We start from the raw sequence: 19,369 nt of genomic DNA, 5'->3' as shown, positions 1-19,369 counted from the left end.
GCGAAGCGGGCTGAGACCGCTTCGGGCCAACGACAAGTCCGCGATGCAATGCTTGCGGTGAGCCGCATGGGCGGAACGATCGGGCCGGCGATCCATTCTGCAAGCAGCACCGACGGGCGGCGGGCGCCAGAAAAGGGAGCTGGAAAATGCGAGTAAGCCATTGCATGACCAACGACGTCGAAATCGCCAATCCGGAACAATCGATCCGCGAGGCCGCCGAAATCATGGCCCGCCTCGACGCCGGCGTCATGCCGGTCGGCGAGAACGATCGCCTGGTCGGCATCATCACGGATCGCGACATCGCGGTGCGCGGCGTGGCAAAGGGCAGGGGCCCCGACGCGAAAATCCGCGACGTCATGAGCACGGACGTCAAATACTGCTACGAGGACGAGGAGATCGAGGACGTGCTGCGCAACATGGGAGACCTTCAGGTCAGGCGCCTTCCGGTGCTGAGCCGCGACAAGCGGCTGATCGGCATCGTCTCCCTCGGCGACCTCGCGACCAACGGCCAGGCGGCCGACGCCGGCGAAGCGCTGAGCGGAATCTCCAAGCCCGGCGGAGAGCATTCGCAAAGCATGCACTGACCCCCGGCGAGCCAGGGGCAGCGGACGAAGGACCGGATGCTGCTACCCGGGTTTACATGCGCGTCTGGTAGCGCTACCAATTCATCGCGTGGCGGCGGGAGGAGACTGCCGTCACGCGATGCGGTCGTCCTTCCTTCGGAGGGCGCGCGAACTACACGCTCGGGAGGGTAGATGGCGTCCGTCGGGATTCGGAATGTACACAAATCCTTCGGAGCCGTGGAAATCCTGCACGGCGTCAGCATAGACATCGACGACGGCGAGTTCGTTACCCTGGTCGGGCCGTCCGGCTGCGGGAAATCGACCCTGCTGCGCATGATCGCCGGCCTGGAAGGCATCTCGCGCGGCGAGATCGCGATCGGCGAGCGGGTCGTCAACACGGTCGCGCCGAAAGAGCGCGACATCGCCATGGTCTTCCAGAACTATGCGCTCTACCCGCATATGACGGTCGCCGAGAACATGGCGTTCTCGCTGATGCTGAAGAACGCGCCGAAGACCGAACGCGACCAGCGGGTCCAGCGCGCGGCGGAGATCCTAGGGCTGGTGCCGCTGCTGTCGCGCTATCCGCGCCAGCTCTCCGGCGGCCAGCGCCAGCGTGTCGCCATGGGCCGCGCCATCGTACGCGACCCGCAGGTCTTCCTGTTCGACGAGCCGCTCAGCAACCTCGACGCCAAGCTGCGCGTCGCCATGCGCGCCGAGATCAAGGAGCTGCACCAGCGGCTGAAGACGACCACGGTCTACGTCACCCACGACCAGATCGAGGCCATGACCATGGCCGACAAGATCGTGGTCATGCATGACGGCAATGTCGAGCAGATCGGCCGGCCGCTCGACCTCTACGACCGGCCGGGCAACCTTTTCGTCGCCTCCTTCATCGGCTCGCCCGCCATGAACCTGCTGCGCGGCGAGGTCGCGGTGCAGAGCGCGCCGACCTTCGTCGGCGCCGGCGGTGTCGCGATACCGCTGCCGGCCGGATCCGGCGTGCAGCACGGCCAGCCGGTGGTGCTCGGCATCCGGCCCGAGCATCTGAAGCTGTCCGACCAGGGCTTTCCGGTGACGGTGGTCGTCGTCGAGCCGACCGGGTCGGAGATCCAGATCATCGGCAAGACGGAAGGCGGCGAGGAGATCGTCGCCAACTTCCGCGAGCGGCACGCCTTCGAGCCGGGCGAGACCGTCCGCATGTCGGTCGAGCCGAACCTCATCCACCTCTTTCACGGCGAAACGGGACAGCGACTGAGCAGTTAGACGAATACCAACCATCGGGAGGAGAAGACGATGCAATTCACCAGACGCGACGTGATCCGCACGGGCGCGGGCGCCGCCGCCGGCATTCTGGGCGGCGGGCTGCTCGGCCGGCCTGCCTTTGCCCAGGAGGCACCGACATACACGCCCGAGCCGGGCGCGACGCTGCGCCTGCTGCGCTGGTCGCCTTTCGTGCAGGGCGACGAGGATTCCTGGCTGGCCAACACCAAGAAGTTCACCGACGCCACCGGCGTGCAGGTGCGCGTCGACAAGGAAAGCTGGGAGGACATCCGCCCGAAGGCCGCGGTGGCCGCGAATGTCGGCTCCGGCCCGGACCTGATGCTGGTCTGGTTCGACGATGCGCATCAGTATCCCGACAAGCTGCTCGACGTCACCGATCTCGGCGATTATCTCGGCAACAAATATGGCGGCTGGTACGACGGCCCGAAGGGCTACGCGACGCGCGAGGGTAAGTTCATCGGGCTGCCGGTGGCCTGCATCGGCAACGCCATCGTCTACCGTGACTCGTGGGTCAAGGAAGCTGGCTTCTCCGAGTTCCCGAAGGACACGGCGGGCTTCCTGGAGCTCTGCAAGGCCTTGCAGAAGATCGGCCATCCGGCCGGCTTCACCCACGGCCATGGCGTCGGCGACGGCAACAACTATGCCCACTGGCTGCTCTGGAGCCATGGCGGCAGGATGGTCGACGAAGGCGGCAAGGTCGTCATCAACAGCCCGGAGACGGCGAAGTCGATCGAATATGCGATGGAGCTCTACAAGACCTTCATCCCCGGCACCGAGAGCTGGCTCGACGTCAACAACAACCGCGCCTTCCTGGCCGGCGAGCTCGGCGTCATCGCCAACGGCATCTCGGCCTACCGGACCGCGCAGATCAACAAGGACAACGATCCGAAGCTTGCCGAGATCGCCAAGGATATCCGCACCACCAACCTGCCGATCGGTCCGGTCGGCCAGTCGGTGGAGCTGCACCAGACCACGGTGGCGGTGGTCTTCAATTACACGCCCTATCCGAATGCGGCGAAAGCCTATCTGCAGTTCATGTTCGAGCAGGAGCAGATGGCCAACTGGATCGAGAAGTCGCTCGGCTATTGCTGCCAAACGCTCAAGGGCTTTGCCGACAATCCGGTGTGGACGTCCGACCCGAACGCCGCCGCCTATTCCAGGGCGTCGGAGACGCTGCGCCCGAACGGCTTTGCCGGCCCTCTCGGCTATGCGTCCGCCGCCACCATGGCCGACTACGTGCTGGTCGACATGTACGCCAAGGCGGTGACCGGGCAGGCGACGCCGCAGGAGGCCATGGAAGAGGCCGAGAAGCGGGCGAACCGGTACTACCGCGTGTAGGACGACGATCTCACGCCCCCTCCACCGCCTTCGGCGGTCCCCCTCCCCCGCTTCGCAGGGGAGGATCTACGCAGCGGCCGGCCGCGACCTTTGATCCTCCCCCGTTTACGGGGGAGGGGGACCACGCGAAGCGTGGTGGAGGGGGCGATGCGAACACCAAGGAAAAGCTGAATGGCCTCCGTCACCACCGCCGCGCCGCCACAATCCGCGACCCGCTCCCGCCTGACCGAGAGCAAGGGCTTTCTCAGCGCATGGTTCATGCTGCCGGCGGCGGTGCTGCTGCTGGTGTTCCTGACCTATCCGCTGGGGCTGGGCGTCTGGCTCGGCTTCACCGACACGCGCGTCGGCCGGCCCGGCATCTTCATCGGGCTGGAGAATTACGAATATCTCTGGGACGACGCCATCTTCTGGCTCTCGGTGTTCAACACGCTGCTCTACACGGTATCGGCCTCGATCCTGAAATTCGTGCTCGGCCTGTGGCTGGCGCTGCTGCTCAACGAGAACCTGCCGCTCAAATCCTTCTTCCGCGCGATCGTGCTCTTACCCTGGGTGGTGCCGACGGTGCTGTCGGCCATCGCCTTCTGGTGGATCTACGATTCGCAGTTCTCGATCATCTCCTGGGCGCTGATGGAGCTCGGCCTGATCGACCACCGCATCAACTTCCTCGGCGATCCGACCAATGCGCGCGCCTCCGTCATCGCCGCCAATGTCTGGCGCGGCATCCCGTTCGTGGCGATCACGCTGCTCGCCGGGCTGCAGACCATCCCGCAGTCGCTCTACGAGGCGGCGACGCTGGACGGCGCGTCGCGCTGGCAGCTGTTCCGCTACGTGACGCTGCCGCTGCTCACGCCGATCATCGCCATCACCATGACCTTCTCGGTGCTGTTCACCTTCACCGATTTCCAGCTGATCTACGTGCTGACGCGCGGCGGGCCGGTGAACGCCACGCATCTGATGGCGACGCTGTCGTTCCAGCGCGGCATTTCCGGCGGGCAGCTCGGCGAGGGCGCGGCGATCGCCGTCGCGATGATCCCGTTCCTGCTGGCGGCGATCCTGTTCAGCTATTTCGGCCTGCAACGGCGCAAATGGCAGCAGGGCGGAGGAGATTGACGATGGCGGTCACCGAAACCCGGAACACCGCCGCCGGCGACGAAGGCGGCATGGGTTACCTGCAGAGCGTGCCGCGGCGCGTGGTCACGATCTATCTGCCGCTGCTCGTCTTCGTCGTCGTGCTTCTGTTCCCGTTCTACTGGATGGCGATCACGGCGGTGAAGCCCAACAACGAGATGACCAACTTCAACGACTTCAGCCCATTCTGGGTGGTGCAGCCGACGCTCGAGCACATCGACTACCTGCTGTTCCAGACCTCCTATCCGGGCTGGCTGCTCAACACGGTGATCATCTCGGTCGCCGCGACCTTCCTGTCGCTGCTCGCCGCCGTGTTCGCCGCCTATGCGATCGAGCGGCTGCGCTTTTCCGGCTCGCGGCAGGTCGGGCTCGCCATCTTCCTCGCCTATCTGGTGCCGCCGTCGATCCTGTTCATCCCGCTGTCGGTGATGGTGTTCAACCTCGGCCTCTACGACACGCCGTTCGCGCTGATCCTCACCTATCCGACCTTCCTTGTGCCGTTCTGCACCTGGCTGCTGATGGGCTATTTCCGCTCCATCCCGTTCGAGCTGGAGGAATGCGCGCTGATCGACGGCGCCAGCCGCTGGCAGATTCTCACCAAGATCGTGCTGCCGCTGTCGGTGCCGGGCCTGATCTCGGCCGGCATCTTCGCCTTCACGCTGTCGTGGAACGAGTTCATCTACGCGCTGACCTTCATCCAGTCGTCGGAGAACAAGACCGTGCCGGTCGGTGTGCTGACCGAACTGGTGCGCTCCGACGTCTATGAATGGGGGGCGCTGATGGCCGGCGCGCTGATCGGCTCGCTGCCGGTGGTGATCCTGTACTCGTTCTTCGTCGAGCACTATGTGTCGTCGATGACCGGGGCGGTGAAGGAGTAGGGCGCTCGGTGCCCTTCTCCGGAGTGGTGGCGAGCACGCCTCGAAGGACGTCTTAACCGTTTGGCTCAGGCACGTCAGCCGGCGCTGCCAAGCTTGTCGAATACGAAGGACTTCGCGCGCCACACACTCTCCTCCAAATCTTCCCCCAAAGCCAGATGCGCCGCGATGGCGCTGGAGAGCATGCAGCCGGTGCCGCGCATCGTGGCGTGCAGGCGCGGGGCGTCGAAGCGCAGCGGCGGCAGGTCGAGGCGGAGCAGCAGGTCGGTCGCGCGGTTCTCCGCCGCGTGTCCGCCCTTGACCAGCAGCGCCGGCATGCCGGCGGCGAGCAGCATCCCGCCCTGGCAGATGAGATCGGCCTCGTCCTTGGCCGGCGCGGAGCCAGTGAGGGCGGCCAGCTCGGGAATGTTGGGCGTGACCAGCAGGCAGAGCGGCATCAGGCTCTCCCTCAGGGCGGCCAGTGCATCGTCCGCCAGCAGCGATCCTCCCGATGTAGCGGCCAGCACCGGATCGAGCACGGCCGGCAATGCCGGATGGTCGGCGAGCACGCCGGCGACCGCCTCGACGGTCGCCGCTACGCCGAGCATGCCGATCTTCACCGCCGCGACGGGATTGGCGGACAGCGCCGCCCGCATCTGCCGGGCGACCAGCGCCGCCGGCATGGGCTCGACCTGCTTCACCGCCTCATGCGTCTGGACGGTGACGGCGGTCACCGCCAGGCAGGTTCTGGCGCCGATTTCAGCTATCGTCTCGACGTCGCGGACGATGCCGGCGCCGCCGGAGGAATCCGAGCCGGCGACGATCAGCACATGTGCTGTCATCGCCAGCGTGCCGTCGCCGCGATCCATTCGCGGGTGCGGGCGTCCGGATCGGCGTTACGAGTGATGTCGGTGACGACGGCGGCGCCGTCGGCGCCGTGCTCGAACACCCCGGCAAGTCGCTCCGGCGTCAGCCCGCCTATGGCGACGAGCGGCAGGGGGTCGACGAGACGCTTCCATTCGGCAATGCGGTCAAGACCTTGCGGCGCCCATTTCATCTTCTTGAGGATGGTCGGATAGACGGGGCCGAGCGCCACATAGTCGGGCTGCGCGGCAAGCGCGGTCCTGAGTTCGGCGTGGTCGTGGGTGCTGAGGCCGAGCTTCAGCCCGGCGCGGCGGATCGCGCCGACATCGGCGGCGGCAAGGTCCTCCTGGCCGAGATGGACGAAGTCGCAGCCCTCCTCGATGGCGATCCGCCAATAATCGTTGACGACGAGCTGGCAGCCGTGGCGGGCGCAGGTGGCCTTCGCGGCGCGGATTTCGGCGCGCAGCGCAGCCTCGTCCATGTCCTTGATGCGCAATTGCACCAGCCTGACGCCGAGCGGCACCAGCCGCTCGATCCAGGCGGCGGAATCGACGATCAGATAGAACGGGTCGAGCCTCACGAGAACACCGCCTGGCCGATCACCGGCGTCGAGGGGACGGCCATGTCGCGCGGCTCCAACATGCCGGCGAGCCAGGCGGCGCGACCGGCGTCGATCGCCCCGGCGAAGGCGGCGGCCATGGCGGCGGGATCGCCGGCCTTCGCCACCGCCGTGTTGAGCAGCACGGCGTCGTAGCCCAGCTCCATCACCGCCGCCGCGTGGGAGGGACGGCCGATGCCGGCGTCGACGATGAGCGGCAGGTCGGGGAAATGGGCACGCAGGCTGCGCAGCGCGTCGATGTTCTGCGGGCCGCGTGCCGAGCCGATCGGTGCGCACCAGGGCATCAGCAGCCTGCAGCCGGCGTCAACCAGGCGCTCGGCGACGACGAGGTCGTCGGTCGTGTAGGGAAACACCTGGAATCCCTCGGCGGCGAGGATGCGGGCCGCCTCGACCAGGCCGAACACGTCGGGCTGCAGCGTGTCGTGGTTGCCGATGACCTCCAGCTTGATCCAGTCGGTGGCGAACACCTCGCGCGCCATGCGGGCCGTGGTCACCGCCTCCTTGACCGAATGGCAGCCGGCCGTGTTGGGCAGCACGCGCACGCCGAGCGAGCGGATCAGCGACCAGAACTCGCCGCCGCTCCGGCCGCCCGCCGTCTCGCGGCGCAGCGACACGGTAACGATCTCCGTCCCGGATCGCCTCACAGCCTCCGCCATGACCGCCGGCGATGGGTAGAGCGCGGTGCCGAGCAGCAGCCGCGAGGAAACCTCCGTTCCGTAGAGCGTGAGCATGGTTCAGCCTCCTTTCATGGGGGAGAGGATTTCGATGCGGTCGCCGTCGGACAGGCGGCAGGCGGGGCGGGCGGCTCTTGGCACGACCTCGCCGTTGACGGCGGTTGCCAGCCAGTTGCCGTCGTAATCGAGCTCGGCGAGCAGCGCGGCGAGCGTCTCGGCCTGCGCCTCGCGGCTCTCGCCGTTGACGATGAGTTTCATGAAAGCGCTCCTTCGACTGGCTTCGGGCAGTGCGCGAAGATGAGGTCGGCGGCCTGCCGCACCATCGCCGGCGCCAGCAGAAAACCGTGGCGGTAGAGTCCGTTGACGGAAAATCTTCGTCCTTCATGCTCAACGCGAGGAAGGTTGTCGGGGTAGGCCGGGCGCAGGCCGACGCCTGCTTCGACGATCTCGGCCTCGCCGAAGGCGGGGTGCAGTGCATAGGCGGCGTTGAGCAGCTCCATGACCGAGCGTGCGGTGACCGGCCCCGTCGCCGCGCTCTCGACCATGGTGGCGCCGACCATGAACAGGTTGTCGGCGCGCGGCACGACATAGACCGGGAAACGCGGGTGCAGCAGCCGCACTGGCCGCGCCAGCGAGACGTCGCGGCAGCGCAGCAAAAGCATCTCGCCGCGCACGGCGCGCAGGCCAGGCCGGCGCGCGGCGGTGCCGGTGCAGTCGGCCTCGGCATCGGCGTCCTGCGGCCCGTATACCGCGCCGTAGCCGAAGGCGAAGCGCACGCCCAGGACCGCGAGCTTGGCCTGCAGCGCCCTGAGGGCAAGGCGCGGATCGAGATGCGCCTCGCCGGCGAAGAACAGGGCGCGGCCGAAGCGGCCGGCAAGGTCCGGCTCGAGCGCCTCGATGGCGGCGGCGTCGACGATCCGATGACCGCCGGTGCGGCGGGCGAAGCGGTCGAGCTCGCCCCGGTCGCGCGGCGGCGCCAGCACCAGCGTGCCGTTGCGGATGACATGGCCGGGAAGGGCGGCGTCCCACCAGCCGGCGGCGGTGCGTCCCATCGTGAGCACGGCCTCCTCGGCGCTCTCGCGCTCGCACCAGGGGGCGAGCATGCCGCCGGCGGCCCAGGAGGCGCTGCCGGCGAGACCTTGCCGCCGCTCGACCACGGTGACGCCGGCGCCGCGCGCCGCCAACTCGTGGGCAAGCGTCAGCCCGGCGACGCCCGCCCCGCGGATCAGCACCTTCATGGCCGGTCGGCTGCCTGCTCCTCGGCTGGCCCGGCGACTTCCATGTAGAGGTCGCCGCCCTGCCGGTATTTCTCCGCCATCGCCGCCATGCCCTCCTTCTGTGCCTCGGCGCGGATGTCGTGGGAGATGCGCATGGAGCAGAATTTCGGACCGCACATGGAGCAGAAATGCGCCAGCTTGTGCGCCTCCTTGGGCAGCGTCTCGTCGTGGAAGGCGCGCGCCGTCTCCGGGTCGAGCGACAGGTTGAACTGGTCCTCCCAGCGGAACTCGAAGCGGGCGCGGCTGAGCGCGTCGTCCCTGATCTTCGCCGCCGGATGGCCCTTGGCGAGGTCGGCGGCGTGGGCGGCGATCTTGTAGGTGATGACGCCGGTCTTGACGTCGTCGCGGTCGGGCAGGCCGAGATGCTCCTTGGGCGTCACGTAGCAGAGCATGGCGGTGCCGAACCAGCCGATCATCGCGGCGCCGATGCCCGAGGTGATGTGGTCGTAGCCCGGCGCGATGTCGGTGGTGAGCGGCCCGAGCGTGTAGAACGGCGCCTCGCCGCAGACGGCGAGCTGCTTGTCCATGTTCTGCTTGATCTTGTGCATCGGCACATGGCCGGGGCCCTCGATCATCACCTGGCAATCCTTCGCCCAGGCGATCTTCGTCAGCTCGCCCAAGGTTTCCAGCTCGGCGAACTGGGCGGCGTCGTTGGCATCGGCGATCGAGCCGGGGCGCAGGCCGTCGCCCAGCGAGAACGACACGTCGTAGGCGCGGCAGATGTCGCAGATTTCCTCGAAACGCTCGTAGAGAAAGCTTTCCTTGTGGTGATGAAGGCACCATTTGGCCATGATCGAGCCGCCGCGCGAGACGATGCCGGTGACGCGGTCGACGGTGAGCGGGATGTAGGGAAGCCGCACGCCGGCATGGATGGTGAAATAGTCGACGCCCTGCTCGGCCTGCTCGATGAGCGTGTCGCGAAAAACCTCCCAGGTGAGCGCCTCGGCGACGCCGCCGACCTTTTCCAGCGCCTGGTAGATCGGCACCGTGCCGATCGGGACGGGCGAATTGCGGAGAATCCAGTCGCGGATGTTGTGGATGTTGCGGCCGGTGGAGAGGTCCATCACCGTGTCGGCGCCCCAGCGGATCGCCCACACCATCTTCTCCACTTCCTCGGCCATGGACGAGGTGACGGCGGAGTTGCCGATATTGGCGTTGATCTTCACCAGGAAGTTGCGGCCGATGATCATCGGCTCGGCTTCCGGGTGGTTGATGTTGGCGGGGATGATGGCGCGGCCGCGCGCCACCTCGTCGCGCACGAATTCCGGCGTGACGAAGTCGGGGATGGCCGCGCCGAAACTCTCGCCGTCGCGGGCAAGCGCTTCCCTCGCAGCCTGGCGCCCGAGATTCTCGCGGATGGCGACGAACTCCATCTCCGGCGTGACGATGCCGGCGCGGGCATAGGCGAGCTGGGTGACGGCGCGGCCGCCGGTGGCGCGCAGCGGCTGATTGCGGATCGGGAATGCGGGGGTCAGCCGCTCGGCCGAGACAAAACCGTTGTCCTCCGGCCGGACGGTGCGGCCGTCATAGTGCTCGACGCCGCCGCGCGTGACGATCCAGTCTTCGCGCAGGCGCGGCAAGCCCTTGTCGATGTCGGTGCGCGCATCCGGATCGGTGTAGGGGCCGGAGGAATCGTAGACGGTGACCGGCGGCTCGCCGGCGGTGGGGTGCACGGCGATCTCGCGCATCGGCACGCGCAGGCCGGTATGGATCGAGCCCGGTTTGTAGACTTTTCGCGAGGCGGGGAGGGGACCGGTGGAGACGGTCGGGGTGAGGGCATTCATCGTGAGGCTCCTTTGCTCGTTGCAATGGAGACCCAGTTCGGTGAGAGGAGGAGAAAGGACGCTCCGCTGCTGAAGGACAGGCTGACCGCCTGAAATTTCCGCGCCGGCAGGCCGGCATGCAAAGCGCTTGCACCATCCCTACGCCAGTATGAACTGGATCAGGTTCAACGGGTCACTGCGCTGCGAATGCCAGCAGTATCTCAGCCCCTTGTCGGGACCCCCCAGGTAACGCGCCTAGGTTGGATGATGTCATGCCGGGATGTCAACCGCGTTTCTCGGGGAAGCTGGGTGCCGCCGGGTAATCGCATATGACAGCCGGCAAGGATTGGTGGCTTCGCACCCCCACCCCTAACCCCTCCCCACAAGGGGGAGGGGGACTGGACGGCATCCTCGCAAGATGTCAATCGCCGCTGGTTTCGCACGGCATGGCGGCCACAAAGTCCCCCTCCCCCTTGTGGGGAGGGGTTAGGGGTGGGGGTTGTTTCATATGCGACTGCCCCCCGTGTGCCGGGTGGCGGGGACGTTCAGCCTCTCGGGATTCCGCCCGCCAGCACCTGTGCATAGGTTTCGGCGTCGATATTGCCGCCCGATACGATGCAGACGACGTTGCCGGTCGCCCGAGGGCTGGAGAGTGCCGCTGCCAGCGACGCCGCGCCGGCGCCTTCGGCGACGACCTTGGCCTTCGAGAAGAGCAGCCGCATGGCCGCGGTCACCTCGACAAGGCTGACGGTCAGCGCTCCGTCGATGAGGTCGCGCGCGACCGGCCAGAGCTGCGGCACCAGCGACGGACCGCCAATGCTCTTGATGAAGGACGGGCGCGTCTCGATCTCGACGATATGGCCGGCAGCGAGGGCGGCGGAAACCGGCGCCGCATTCTCGTCCTCGACCGCAAAGACCTTTGCCCGGGGCCGCAACGCCTTGACGGCACTTGCCATGCCCGTCGTCATGCCGCCGCCGCCATAAGGCGACAGAACGCAATCGACGTCCGGCAGGTCCTCGACGATCTCCACGCCGATCGAGCCGTTGCCGGCAAGCACCGCCTGGTCGGTCACCGGGTTGATCAGAAGCTCGGCGATGTCGGGCCGTTCGGCGCCGACGATGTATCGCCACCAGGTTTCCAGCGAGATGAACCGCACGTCGCCGCCAAGATTGCGCACGCCGTCGATCTTGGTCCGCGGCGCACCGGAATACATGTAGGCGGCCATGGGAACCCCGAGCGCCTTGGCCGCCCAAGCCATGCCATACGCCATGTTGCCGGAACTGACGGTCGCGACGCCGTTGCGCAACGCGTCGGGGTCGCGCGACAGCAGGGCGTTGAGCGCGGGTCTCAGCTTGAAGGCGCCGATGGGCGAAAAGGTCTCGAGCTTGAGGAAGATCTGCCGGTCGGGCAGGCCGAGGTCGAGACGCAGCAGCGGCGTGCGCGGCACGTAGGGCGCAAGCCGGGTACGGGCGGCAGCGATCTCGTCCAGTGTCGGGCGGCGCGGGGCGCTCATTCCGCAGCCGACCTCATGCGCGGGCTGCCGGTGCGCGCAGCATGCTTGCCGCCGTGGTCCTCGCTGTGGATGTAGACGTGCAGCGTATAGCCGATGTGGTCGATCATCAGCGCCCTGGCGCGCTCGGCGTCGCGGTCGAGCGCGGCTTCCATGATGGCCGTGTGGTGCTCGATCGCCATCGCCTCGCGCAGCGCCGCGACCGCCGCCTCGTAGCCGTGCTTCATGCCGGCGGCGGCGCGCAATGTCGGCGACAGGCCGAGGAAGCGATGATGCCGGCGCAACTGGTCGGTGATCGTGGATCGGAAGCGCAGCAGCCAGGCGGACGTCGATGCGCCGAGCAGCGCCGCGTGAAATGCCTCGTGCTTCTCGTCCCACTCGTCGACCGCCGCGTCGGACGGGTCGTCGGGGGCGATCTTGCAGCGCGACAGGCGGTAATGCGCGGTGACGACGGCGGCCTCCCAGTCGCTGCCGCCCTTGTCCATGGATTCCAGCAGCAGCGGCACCTCGACCACCATGCGGGCGCGGGCAAGGTCCTCCAGCTCGGCGCGCGAGACGGGGGCGACGGCGAAGCCGCGGTTGCTGATGGCCGTGACCAGCCGCTCCGCTTCAAGCCGCGACAGCGCCTCGCGCAGCGGCGTCCAGCCGACCCCGTAGGTGTCGCGCAGCTTGCCGAGCTTCAGCGGAGCGCCGGGCAGCAGGCGGGTCGTCAGGATATCGCGGCGCAGCAGCCGGTAGGCCGCCTCGGTCTTGGTGGAGTGCTGCTCCTCACGCATCTCCGTCCTCCGCACAATGCGTGGGTAAATTATATATGATGAAGGCTGCTCGCAAGAATTATATATAATGTTGACAGTCGTCCCGGGAGTGGGCAATGATCCCGGCAGGCCGCCGCCAGAACGCGGCGCGCAAGCAAATTCCGGGAGGAACAGATGAGAAAACTGAAATCCGGCCTGCTGTCGGGCCTCGTCGTGGCGGGTGCGCTAATCGCCGGCCTGGGCGGGGCGGCCGCCGAGCAGATCCGCATCGGCATCGCCAATTTCGGCGAGCATCCGCAGCTCGCCGCCTCGATCGCCGGCTTCAAGAAGGCGCTGGCCGAGAACGGCTTCGTCGAGGGCACCGACGTCGTCTACACCGAGAGCCACACCAATTTCGACGCCTCGCTGGTGCCGCAGATGATCGCCAAGCTGCAGGCCGAGCAGCCGAAGCTGATCTATACCGTGACCACCCCGGTCTCGCAGATCGCCAAGAAGGCGCTGGCCGGCTCGGGCATTCCGGTCGTGTTCACCGCGGTCACCGACCCGGTCGCGGCAAAGCTCGTGCCGTCCTGGGAGTCCGGGGACGAGGGCATGACCGGTGCCACCGACCTGCAGGACGTGGCGGCCGTCATGGAGTTCACCAAGAAGCTGCTGCCCAACGCCAAGCGTTTCGGCGTGCCCTACAATCCGGGCGAGGCGAATGACGTGGCGCTGCTCGAGAAGATCAAGGAGGCCGCCCCGGCCGCCGGCTTCGAGGTGGTCGCTGTCGGCGTCGACAACGTCAACGAGATCCAGCAGCGCATCGCCTCCTTCGCCGGCAAGGCGGACGTGATCTACACGCCTGCCTCGAACCTGCTGCAGCCGGCGGTCGCAGCCGTCTCTGCCGCCGCGCGCCAGGCCGGCATCCCGATCGTCAATTCCGACGACGGCGCGGTGCGCAACGGCGTCGTGCCGGCGAGCTTCGCGGTGAATTACGACCAGGTCGGCATGAACGCCGGCAAGATCGCCGCCGAGGTTCTCAAGGGCAAGGATCCCAAGACGATCCCGCCGTCGCGCCCGGCCTATGCCGACCACGCCCCGCTGATCTCCAAGAAGGCGATGGCGGCGTTCGGGGTCGAGATCCCGGAATCGATGGCCGATTGCGGCTGCATCGTCGACTAACCGTCACCTACTAAGTCGAAACGGCTGGCGGCGCCCCGCGTGCCGCCATCCTGCCGGGAGAGACGGATGCTCGAGATCCGATCCGCGCGTAAGGTTTTCTACAAGGGACGCCCCGACGAGAAGAAGGCGCTCGACGGCCTCGACCTGTCGCTCGCCACCGGCGAGTTCGGTGTCGTCATCGGCTCCAACGGCGCCGGCAAGTCGAGCATGCTCAACGCCATATCCGGCGCCATGGTGCTGGATTCCGGGCAGGTCCTGATCAATGGCGACGACGTGACCGGCATGCCGGTGCACAGGCGCGCGGCGCGGCTGGCCCGGGTGTTCCAGGATCCGATGAAGGGCACCGCCGCGTCGATGACGGTGGCCGAGAACATGCTGCTCGCCGATTTGCGCAGCAGGAAGCGCACCTTGCGCCTGGGCCTCAACGCCAAACGTCTGGCCGACTACAGGGAGCGGCTGGCGCTGCTCGGCCTCGGCCTGGAGAACCGGCTGGACACGCGCGTCGAGCTCTTGTCGGGCGGCCAGCGCCAGTCGCTGTCGCTGATCATGGCGGTCGGCGGCTCGCCGGAGCTGCTGCTGCTCGACGAGCACACGGCGGCGCTCGATCCGCGCACCGCCGACATCGTCATGCAGGCGACCGTGCGCGCCGTCGAGGCGCTGAAGCTGACCACGCTGATGGTGACCCACAACATGCAGCACGCCGTCGACTACGGGCACAGCGTCATCATGCTCGACGCCGGAAAAGTCCGGCTGGAGATTTCCGGCGAGGAGAAGAAGCGGATCACGGTCGCCGACCTGATCGGCCACTTCTCCGTCAAGACCGACCGCATGCTGCTGGCGAGCTGATCATCATGGACATCCAGACCATCTTCACCAGCTTCGTCGCGCTGGTCCCGGTCACGCTGGCGCAGAGCCTGATCCTCGCCTTCGTCGTGCTCGGCATCATGATCCCGTTCCGGACGCTCAATTTCCCGGACCTCACCAGCGAGGGCGCCTTCCCTCTGGGCGGCTGCGTCTGCGGCGTGCTGCTGGCGGCCGGCGCCTCGCCGCTGACGGCGATCGCGGTGGCGCTGGTCGCCGGCTTCCTCGCCGGCTGCTGCACGGCCTTCATCCATCTGCGCTTCCGCATCCACACGCTGCTCGCCGGCATTTTGATGATGACGATGCTCTACAGCATCAATTTGCGCATCATGGGCCGGTCGAACCTGTCGGTGTTCGGCTCGCCCACCGTGTTCGACTGGGCGCCGTTCACGCAACCCGGCTTCCCGGCCTCGAAGATCGTCGTCGCCGGCATCATCGGCATCGTCGTCTTCATCCTGCTCGACCTGTTCTTCAAGACCGAGAAGGGCACCGCCATCCGTGCCGTCGGCGCCAATCCCGACATGGCCGAGGCGCAGGGCATCAATGTCTGGGTCGCAACCATCGGCGGAGTCGGGCTGGCCAGCGCCTTCTCGGCGACCGGCGGCGCGCTGATGGTGCAGTCGCAGGGTTTCGCCGACGTCAATATGGGTCTCGGCATCCTCATCAACGGCCTGGCGGCGCTGATGATCGGCGAGGCGATCGTCGGCAAGCAGACCGTGGCGCGCCAGCTCGCCGCGCCCTTCGTCGGGGCGATCGTCTATTACCAGCTCGTCTCGTTCTGCCTGGCCGCCGGCATGCCGCCGCCCGACCTGAAACTCGCCACCGGCCTGTTCGTGCTCGCCATGCTGGCGCTGCCCAGCCTGCGGCGCGGCCGCGGGCCCGCTCCGGCGCGCGAAGCCGTCCGCGAATAAGGATGTCCGAAACCATGGATGGAATTCCCGATCTCGCGGCCGTCGAGGCGATGGACGCGGCCGATTTGCTTCGTCCGTTCCGCGACCGCTTCGTCATGCCCGACGGCGTGATCTATCTCGACGGCAACTCGCTCGGGCCGGCCTCGCCCACGGTGCTGGCCGAGCTGGAGAAGGCGGCCCGCCAGGAATGGGGCGAGGGGCTGATCCGCAGCTGGAACACCGCCGGCTGGTTCGACATGCCGGTCGTGCTTGGCGACCGCATCGGCCGCCTGGTCGGCGCGGCCGCCGGCCAGACGGTGGTCGCCGACACCACTTCGATCAACATCTACAAGGCGCTGCATGCGGCGATGGGGCTGCGTCCCGGCCGCTCGGTCATCGTCGCCGAAGGCGGCAGCTTTCCGACCGACCTCTACATGGCCGAGGGCGTCGCCTCGACGCGGCCGGGTGCCGTACTGCGGCTGGAAGGCGTCGACGCCCCGGCGATCGAGGAACTCATCGACGGTAGCGTCGCCGTGGTGCTGATCAACCACGTCAACTACAAGACCGGCGAGCTGCGCGACATGGCGGCGCTGACCCGCAGGGCACACGACGCCGGCGCGCTGGTGGTCTGGGACCTCTGTCACAGCGCCGGCGCGCTGCCGGTCGATCTCGACGGCGCGCATGCCGATTTCGCCGTCGGCTGCACCTACAAATACCTCAATGGCGGCCCGGGCTCGCCGGCCTTCATCTATGTCGCGCATCGCCACCAGGCCGAGGCGCGGCAGCCGCTCAGCGGCTGGTGGGGCCACGCGCGTCCCTTCGCCTTCGAGCAGGGTTTTGCCGCCGACGCCGGCATCCGCCGCTTCCAGTGCGGCACCCAGCCGATGCTGTCGCTGCGCGCGCTGAAGGGCGCGCTCGACATCTGGGACGAGGTCGACATGGCCGCGATGAGGCTGAAGAGCATCGCGCTCGCCGACCTGTTCATAAAGCTGGTCGAGGCGAAATGCGACGGCTTCGGCCTGACGCTGGAGACCCCGCGCGAGGGTGCGCGGCGCGGCAGCCAGGTGTCGTTCGGCCACGAGCATGCCTATGAGATCATGCAGGCGCTGATCGCCCGCGGCGTCATCGGCGACTTCCGCGCGCCCTCCACCCTGCGCTTCGGCTTCACGCCGCTCTACCTGAGCTACGGCGATGTCTGGAGCGCGGTCGAGATTTTGCAGGACATTCTTCGTACCGGCGCATGGAAGGATGCGCGGTTTGCTGTGAGGGCGGCGGTGACTTGAAATACGGCTGAACGAGCCAGTTCGTCTCGGGGTCCAAGTCCGCTTACGCCACTCTTCGGGCATCAAGCGCTGTTGGCGAACGCTGCTGGTCATGAAATTCCAAGGGTTGGTCCACGAAGTGAGCGACGAGCCGTTCAGGGCCCTTATCTCGGGGCATACAGAATTTATTGCGATTTCCGGAAAGCTTCCGTTCGTGAAGCTACTGACCTCCGGCACTAGGGGACGGAAAGCGGAAGAGCGGCTTGGCTTCTCTGGTCGAAAGGCTGCGGCTGACCTGCCCTGCGCTCTGCCTGCAATTGCCCGCATCACGGAGAGCGACTACGCTCACCTCGTATGAATGGCTGAGTGGTGGGGGCAAGATGGCGATCAAGAAGGATGCACTGCACGCGTTTTTTCAGGCTCGACCCGAACAGGAGGCACTCGCGGCTGCGCTCGACGAAGTGTTCGACGTAACATACGGCTCCTACCAGTTCGGGCAGGCGTTCTGGCTTTGCCAGCCGAAGCCGTTGGCGGTCGAAAGGTTTGGTCTTCAGCGCGAAGTTATTGCGTTGTATTCGCCCCATGGACGGGCTGACGTACGGCTGCTGACGGCACTTGAAAACATCTCCCGGGCACCGGAGTTTCGGCACCGGGTCGAAAACGTCGTGGCGTTTGTCATCTACGAGGGCGACAAGGCGTCGATAGAGAGCTTGGCGGGCCAGAGCAAGGACTGGGTGATCGTTGCCCTTTCGGCAAACGAACTGAAGGACAAAGGTGGGCAAATTTTCCTTATACGATCGAGGATGGCCGCAACAATTGGCCGCTTCGATCTTTTTGGGATGTCTTCGCCGATCAAACACGATAAATATTTCTATGGGCGTGACATGATCGTCCAGGAATTGGTTCAGAGGGCACTAATCCGGAAAGAACAGTCTGGGCTGTTTGGGCTACGCAAGACTGGAAAGACGTCCGTGTTGTTTGCGATCCAGCGACGGCTTTCCGAAAAGGGGGCCATCGCTGAATACGTGGACTGCCAAAGTCCTGGTATCTATGGCAGTCGTTGGTGGGCAGTGCTTGAGGAACTCTCGCGCCGAATGCTGGAGTTCGCAGCCAAGGCCGGGTGTCCTGCTCCAGCGGAATTCTCGTTCGACATGGCTGGCGCAGCCAACTCATTCATTCGGACGGTCAAGTGGATCCACGATAAATCTGAAGTGGGGCAGATCGTGCTCCTCTTAGACGAGGTCGAGTTCATCACGCCAGGCATCACCAACCATCTCGGTCAGCATTGGGACGACGACCACCTGCCGTTGTGGCAGACGATTAGGTCTGCGTCGCAAGAGACAAAGGGGTTTCTTACTTTCTGCGTGGCTGGGGTAAACCCATCTAGCGTGGAGCAGTCGCACTTCAACCAGGTCCCCAATCCGATTTTCCAGTTGGCGGTACCGTTCTATCTGGACCAACTCACGCGTCCCAACGTGCGGGAGATGGTTCGGGCAATCGCCAAATATGCCGGTGCAGCGCTCGATGAGGACTGTTTCGATCTACTAAGCGAAGAATATGGTGGACATCCCTATTTGATCCGGCTCGCGTGCAGCGAAGTACTGAGGTCGCTTGGCGAGCTTCCGGTCGACAAAAAGGCAAAGATTTCAAAGGCAAACTTCGAGTCGGTCAAGGACAAGATTGCTACCCGCCTAGCTCAGCCGATCAAGGACATCATGCTGTCCCTAGTGTGGTGGTATCCAGACGAGTATGACCTTCTGTGCCTTTTGGCGGACGGAGATACTGCGTTCGTCAAAGAGTTTCTAGCTTCGGAGCCCGAGAAGGCATCTCGGTTTGCGCGCTACGGCTTGCTGAAAGCCGACAACGGTTCTTTTGCGATCAAGGAGCTGCGAACCTTTCTTGCCAGGTCTGGACTGGAATACAAGAAGGCGATTTCGCCATTCACCCGGGGCGATCTTCCCTTAGAATACCTGCCGATAGAGCCGAACATTGCCGATCTGGCCGCGCTGTTCGAACGCAGGACAGAGGTCGAGTATGCGCTACGGAAGCTACTGATAACTGTGTTGGAGTATCGTTTCGCATTCGATGGAGCAAAGGTCGCAAACGCGATCAGCGAGGCGTTGCCGAAGAAAAACGGCGACAGGGCGCAGCTTTTCATCGGAAGATTGCCAAAAGATGCTGTCAACGAATTGTATTTGAGCGACCTGAAGCCTGTATTCGTCAAGAATTGGGACAACTTCTCTGCCTATTTTGGATCGAAATCCGACAGGTTCGAGATGAATCTTGATACAATTAACATCGCCCGGAGGTATGAAGCGCACACCAAGCCCGTCAGCGCAAAAGATCTCGACGATTTTCAGAACAGCTATTCCTGGCTGACAACACGGCTATCTAAGGTTCCAGGGCTTATCTCGGGGTCGATGTCGGCCAAACCATCGTGATTGACGCGACACTCAGGTCCCAAGCAGCATGGGAATCGGGTGGCGTTGCTATCGTCCGCAATCCCGTTCAGGCGGGGGGTACCTTAACGTAGCTATCGGCCTGCGTCTGCTTTCGGGAGGCGTCGTA

18 protein-coding genes and 1 riboswitch are annotated in these 19,369 nt (G+C 65.8%); of the genes, 10 read left to right on the top strand and 8 right to left on the bottom strand.

The window, feature by feature from the left end; genetic code table 11:
* Window positions 1-146 precede the first annotated feature (146 nt).
* The 5 genes from C7I84_RS06465 to C7I84_RS06445 all read left to right on the top strand — a co-directional run bounded on the left by C7I84_RS06465 (window position 147) and on the right by C7I84_RS06445 (window position 5,188).
* Window positions 147-584, top strand: coding sequence for a CBS domain-containing protein (locus C7I84_RS06465; RefSeq protein WP_106771341.1), 438 nt, complete (start codon window positions 147-149; stop codon window positions 582-584).
* 171 nt (window positions 585-755) lie between these two features.
* Entirely contained in the window at window positions 756-1,826 is a 1,071-nt protein-coding gene (locus C7I84_RS06460) for an ABC transporter ATP-binding protein (RefSeq protein ID WP_106771340.1), read from the top strand.
* A gap of 30 nt (window positions 1,827-1,856) precedes the next feature.
* Window positions 1,857-3,182, top strand: a complete 1,326-nt coding sequence (locus C7I84_RS06455) for an ABC transporter substrate-binding protein (protein ID WP_106771339.1) — start codon at window positions 1,857-1,859, stop codon at window positions 3,180-3,182.
* 258 nt (window positions 3,183-3,440) lie between these two features.
* Entirely contained in the window at window positions 3,441-4,292 is an 852-nt protein-coding gene (locus tag C7I84_RS06450) for a carbohydrate ABC transporter permease (RefSeq protein WP_425351307.1), read from the top strand.
* A 2-nt stretch (window positions 4,293-4,294) separates the two neighbouring features.
* Window positions 4,295-5,188 carry a carbohydrate ABC transporter permease gene (locus C7I84_RS06445; RefSeq protein WP_106771337.1) on the top strand — a complete coding sequence of 298 codons (894 nt, stop codon included), beginning with the start codon at window positions 4,295-4,297 and terminating at the stop codon, window positions 5,186-5,188.
* A 74-nt stretch (window positions 5,189-5,262) separates the two neighbouring features.
* Here the strand turns inward: C7I84_RS06445 and C7I84_RS06440 are convergent, their stop codons facing one another.
* The 8 genes from C7I84_RS06440 to C7I84_RS06405 all read right to left on the bottom strand — a co-directional run bounded on the left by C7I84_RS06440 (window position 5,263) and on the right by C7I84_RS06405 (window position 12,648).
* Window positions 5,263-6,033 carry a hydroxymethylpyrimidine/phosphomethylpyrimidine kinase gene (locus tag C7I84_RS06440; protein ID WP_106771336.1) on the bottom strand — a complete coding sequence of 257 codons (771 nt, stop codon included), beginning with the start codon at window positions 6,031-6,033 and terminating at the stop codon, window positions 5,263-5,265.
* Window positions 6,003-6,608 carry a thiamine phosphate synthase gene (locus tag C7I84_RS06435; protein ID WP_106771335.1) on the bottom strand — a complete coding sequence of 202 codons (606 nt, stop codon included), beginning with the start codon at window positions 6,606-6,608 and terminating at the stop codon, window positions 6,003-6,005. Before C7I84_RS06435 ends, C7I84_RS06440 begins: the two co-directional genes overlap by 31 nt.
* Window positions 6,605-7,378, bottom strand: coding sequence for a thiazole synthase (locus C7I84_RS06430; RefSeq protein ID WP_106771334.1), 774 nt, complete (start codon window positions 7,376-7,378; stop codon window positions 6,605-6,607). The genes C7I84_RS06435 and C7I84_RS06430 overlap by 4 nt, the downstream gene beginning before the upstream one ends.
* Window positions 7,379-7,381: 3 nt before the next feature.
* Entirely contained in the window at window positions 7,382-7,579 is a 198-nt protein-coding gene (gene thiS / locus C7I84_RS06425) for a sulfur carrier protein ThiS (protein ID WP_106771333.1), read from the bottom strand.
* Window positions 7,576-8,559 carry a glycine oxidase ThiO gene (gene thiO, locus C7I84_RS06420; RefSeq protein ID WP_106771332.1) on the bottom strand — a complete coding sequence of 328 codons (984 nt, stop codon included), beginning with the start codon at window positions 8,557-8,559 and terminating at the stop codon, window positions 7,576-7,578. The genes thiS and thiO overlap by 4 nt, the downstream gene beginning before the upstream one ends.
* Window positions 8,556-10,382, bottom strand: coding sequence for a phosphomethylpyrimidine synthase ThiC (gene thiC / locus C7I84_RS06415; RefSeq protein ID WP_106771331.1), 1,827 nt, complete (start codon window positions 10,380-10,382; stop codon window positions 8,556-8,558). The genes thiO and thiC overlap by 4 nt, the downstream gene beginning before the upstream one ends.
* 117 nt (window positions 10,383-10,499) lie before the next feature.
* Window positions 10,500-10,616, bottom strand: a riboswitch (TPP riboswitch).
* A 290-nt stretch (window positions 10,617-10,906) separates the two neighbouring features.
* Window positions 10,907-11,875 (bottom strand): pyridoxal-phosphate dependent enzyme, encoded by a 969-nt coding sequence (locus C7I84_RS06410; RefSeq protein ID WP_106771330.1) that lies wholly within the window; start codon window positions 11,873-11,875, stop codon window positions 10,907-10,909.
* Window positions 11,872-12,648: a GntR family transcriptional regulator gene (locus C7I84_RS06405; RefSeq protein ID WP_106771329.1), complete on the bottom strand. Its 777-nt coding sequence runs from the start codon at window positions 12,646-12,648 to the stop codon at window positions 11,872-11,874. The genes C7I84_RS06410 and C7I84_RS06405 overlap by 4 nt, the downstream gene beginning before the upstream one ends.
* 153 nt (window positions 12,649-12,801) lie before the next feature.
* Here C7I84_RS06405 and C7I84_RS06400 point away from each other — a divergent pair, with 153 nt between their 5' ends.
* The 5 genes from C7I84_RS06400 (at window position 12,802) to C7I84_RS06375 (ending at window position 19,242) form a co-directional block, all read left to right on the top strand.
* Entirely contained in the window at window positions 12,802-13,788 is a 987-nt protein-coding gene (locus C7I84_RS06400; protein WP_106771328.1) for an ABC transporter substrate-binding protein, read from the top strand.
* Between the two features lie 66 nt (window positions 13,789-13,854).
* A complete protein-coding gene (locus C7I84_RS06395; RefSeq protein WP_106771327.1) occupies window positions 13,855-14,634 on the top strand; it encodes an ABC transporter ATP-binding protein in 780 nt (259 codons plus the stop codon).
* Window positions 14,635-14,639: 5 nt separating this feature from the next.
* Window positions 14,640-15,560 carry an ABC transporter permease gene (locus tag C7I84_RS06390; RefSeq protein ID WP_106771326.1) on the top strand — a complete coding sequence of 307 codons (921 nt, stop codon included), beginning with the start codon at window positions 14,640-14,642 and terminating at the stop codon, window positions 15,558-15,560.
* A 14-nt stretch (window positions 15,561-15,574) separates the two neighbouring features.
* Complete coding sequence (gene kynU / locus C7I84_RS06385) at window positions 15,575-16,822, top strand: kynureninase (protein ID WP_106771527.1); 1,248 nt, start codon at window positions 15,575-15,577, stop codon at window positions 16,820-16,822.
* A 242-nt stretch (window positions 16,823-17,064) separates the two neighbouring features.
* On the top strand, window positions 17,065-19,242 hold the full coding sequence (locus C7I84_RS06375) for an ATP-binding protein (protein ID WP_207770973.1): 2,178 nt from the start codon (window positions 17,065-17,067) through the stop codon (window positions 19,240-19,242).
* The last annotated feature ends 127 nt before the right edge of the window (window positions 19,243-19,369 follow it).

It is taken from the genome of Kumtagia ephedrae (assembly GCF_003012745.1).
Taxonomy (GTDB): domain Bacteria; phylum Pseudomonadota; class Alphaproteobacteria; order Rhizobiales; family Rhizobiaceae; genus Kumtagia; species Kumtagia ephedrae.
The sequence above is the reverse complement of the archived record's forward strand: the minus strand, read 5'-3'. Positions and strand labels throughout refer to the sequence as shown.

Excerpts from the sequence above, each read along its gene's own strand:
- C7I84_RS06395 (WP_106771327.1), top strand. The coding sequence starts at position 13,855 with ATGCTCGAGATCCGATCCGCGCGTAAGGTTTTCTACAAGGGACGCCCC.
- C7I84_RS06410 (WP_106771330.1), bottom strand. The coding sequence starts at position 11,875 with ATGAGCGCCCCGCGCCGCCCGACACTGGACGAGATCGCTGCCGCCCGT.
- C7I84_RS06450 (WP_425351307.1), top strand. The coding sequence starts at position 3,441 with ATGCTGCCGGCGGCGGTGCTGCTGCTGGTGTTCCTGACCTATCCGCTG.
- C7I84_RS06390 (WP_106771326.1), top strand. The coding sequence starts at position 14,640 with ATGGACATCCAGACCATCTTCACCAGCTTCGTCGCGCTGGTCCCGGTC.
- C7I84_RS06440 (WP_106771336.1), bottom strand. The coding sequence starts at position 6,033 with ATGGATCGCGGCGACGGCACGCTGGCGATGACAGCACATGTGCTGATC.
- C7I84_RS06455 (WP_106771339.1), top strand. The coding sequence starts at position 1,857 with ATGCAATTCACCAGACGCGACGTGATCCGCACGGGCGCGGGCGCCGCC.
- thiC (WP_106771331.1), bottom strand. The coding sequence starts at position 10,382 with ATGAATGCCCTCACCCCGACCGTCTCCACCGGTCCCCTCCCCGCCTCG.
- kynU (WP_106771527.1), top strand. The coding sequence starts at position 15,575 with ATGGATGGAATTCCCGATCTCGCGGCCGTCGAGGCGATGGACGCGGCC.
- thiS (WP_106771333.1), bottom strand. The coding sequence starts at position 7,579 with ATGAAACTCATCGTCAACGGCGAGAGCCGCGAGGCGCAGGCCGAGACG.
- C7I84_RS06445 (WP_106771337.1), top strand. The coding sequence starts at position 4,295 with ATGGCGGTCACCGAAACCCGGAACACCGCCGCCGGCGACGAAGGCGGC.
- C7I84_RS06405 (WP_106771329.1), bottom strand. The coding sequence starts at position 12,648 with ATGCGTGAGGAGCAGCACTCCACCAAGACCGAGGCGGCCTACCGGCTG.
- C7I84_RS06430 (WP_106771334.1), bottom strand. The coding sequence starts at position 7,378 with ATGCTCACGCTCTACGGAACGGAGGTTTCCTCGCGGCTGCTGCTCGGC.
- C7I84_RS06465 (WP_106771341.1), top strand. The coding sequence starts at position 147 with ATGCGAGTAAGCCATTGCATGACCAACGACGTCGAAATCGCCAATCCG.
- C7I84_RS06400 (WP_106771328.1), top strand. The coding sequence starts at position 12,802 with ATGAGAAAACTGAAATCCGGCCTGCTGTCGGGCCTCGTCGTGGCGGGT.
- C7I84_RS06460 (WP_106771340.1), top strand. The coding sequence starts at position 756 with ATGGCGTCCGTCGGGATTCGGAATGTACACAAATCCTTCGGAGCCGTG.
- thiO (WP_106771332.1), bottom strand. The coding sequence starts at position 8,559 with ATGAAGGTGCTGATCCGCGGGGCGGGCGTCGCCGGGCTGACGCTTGCC.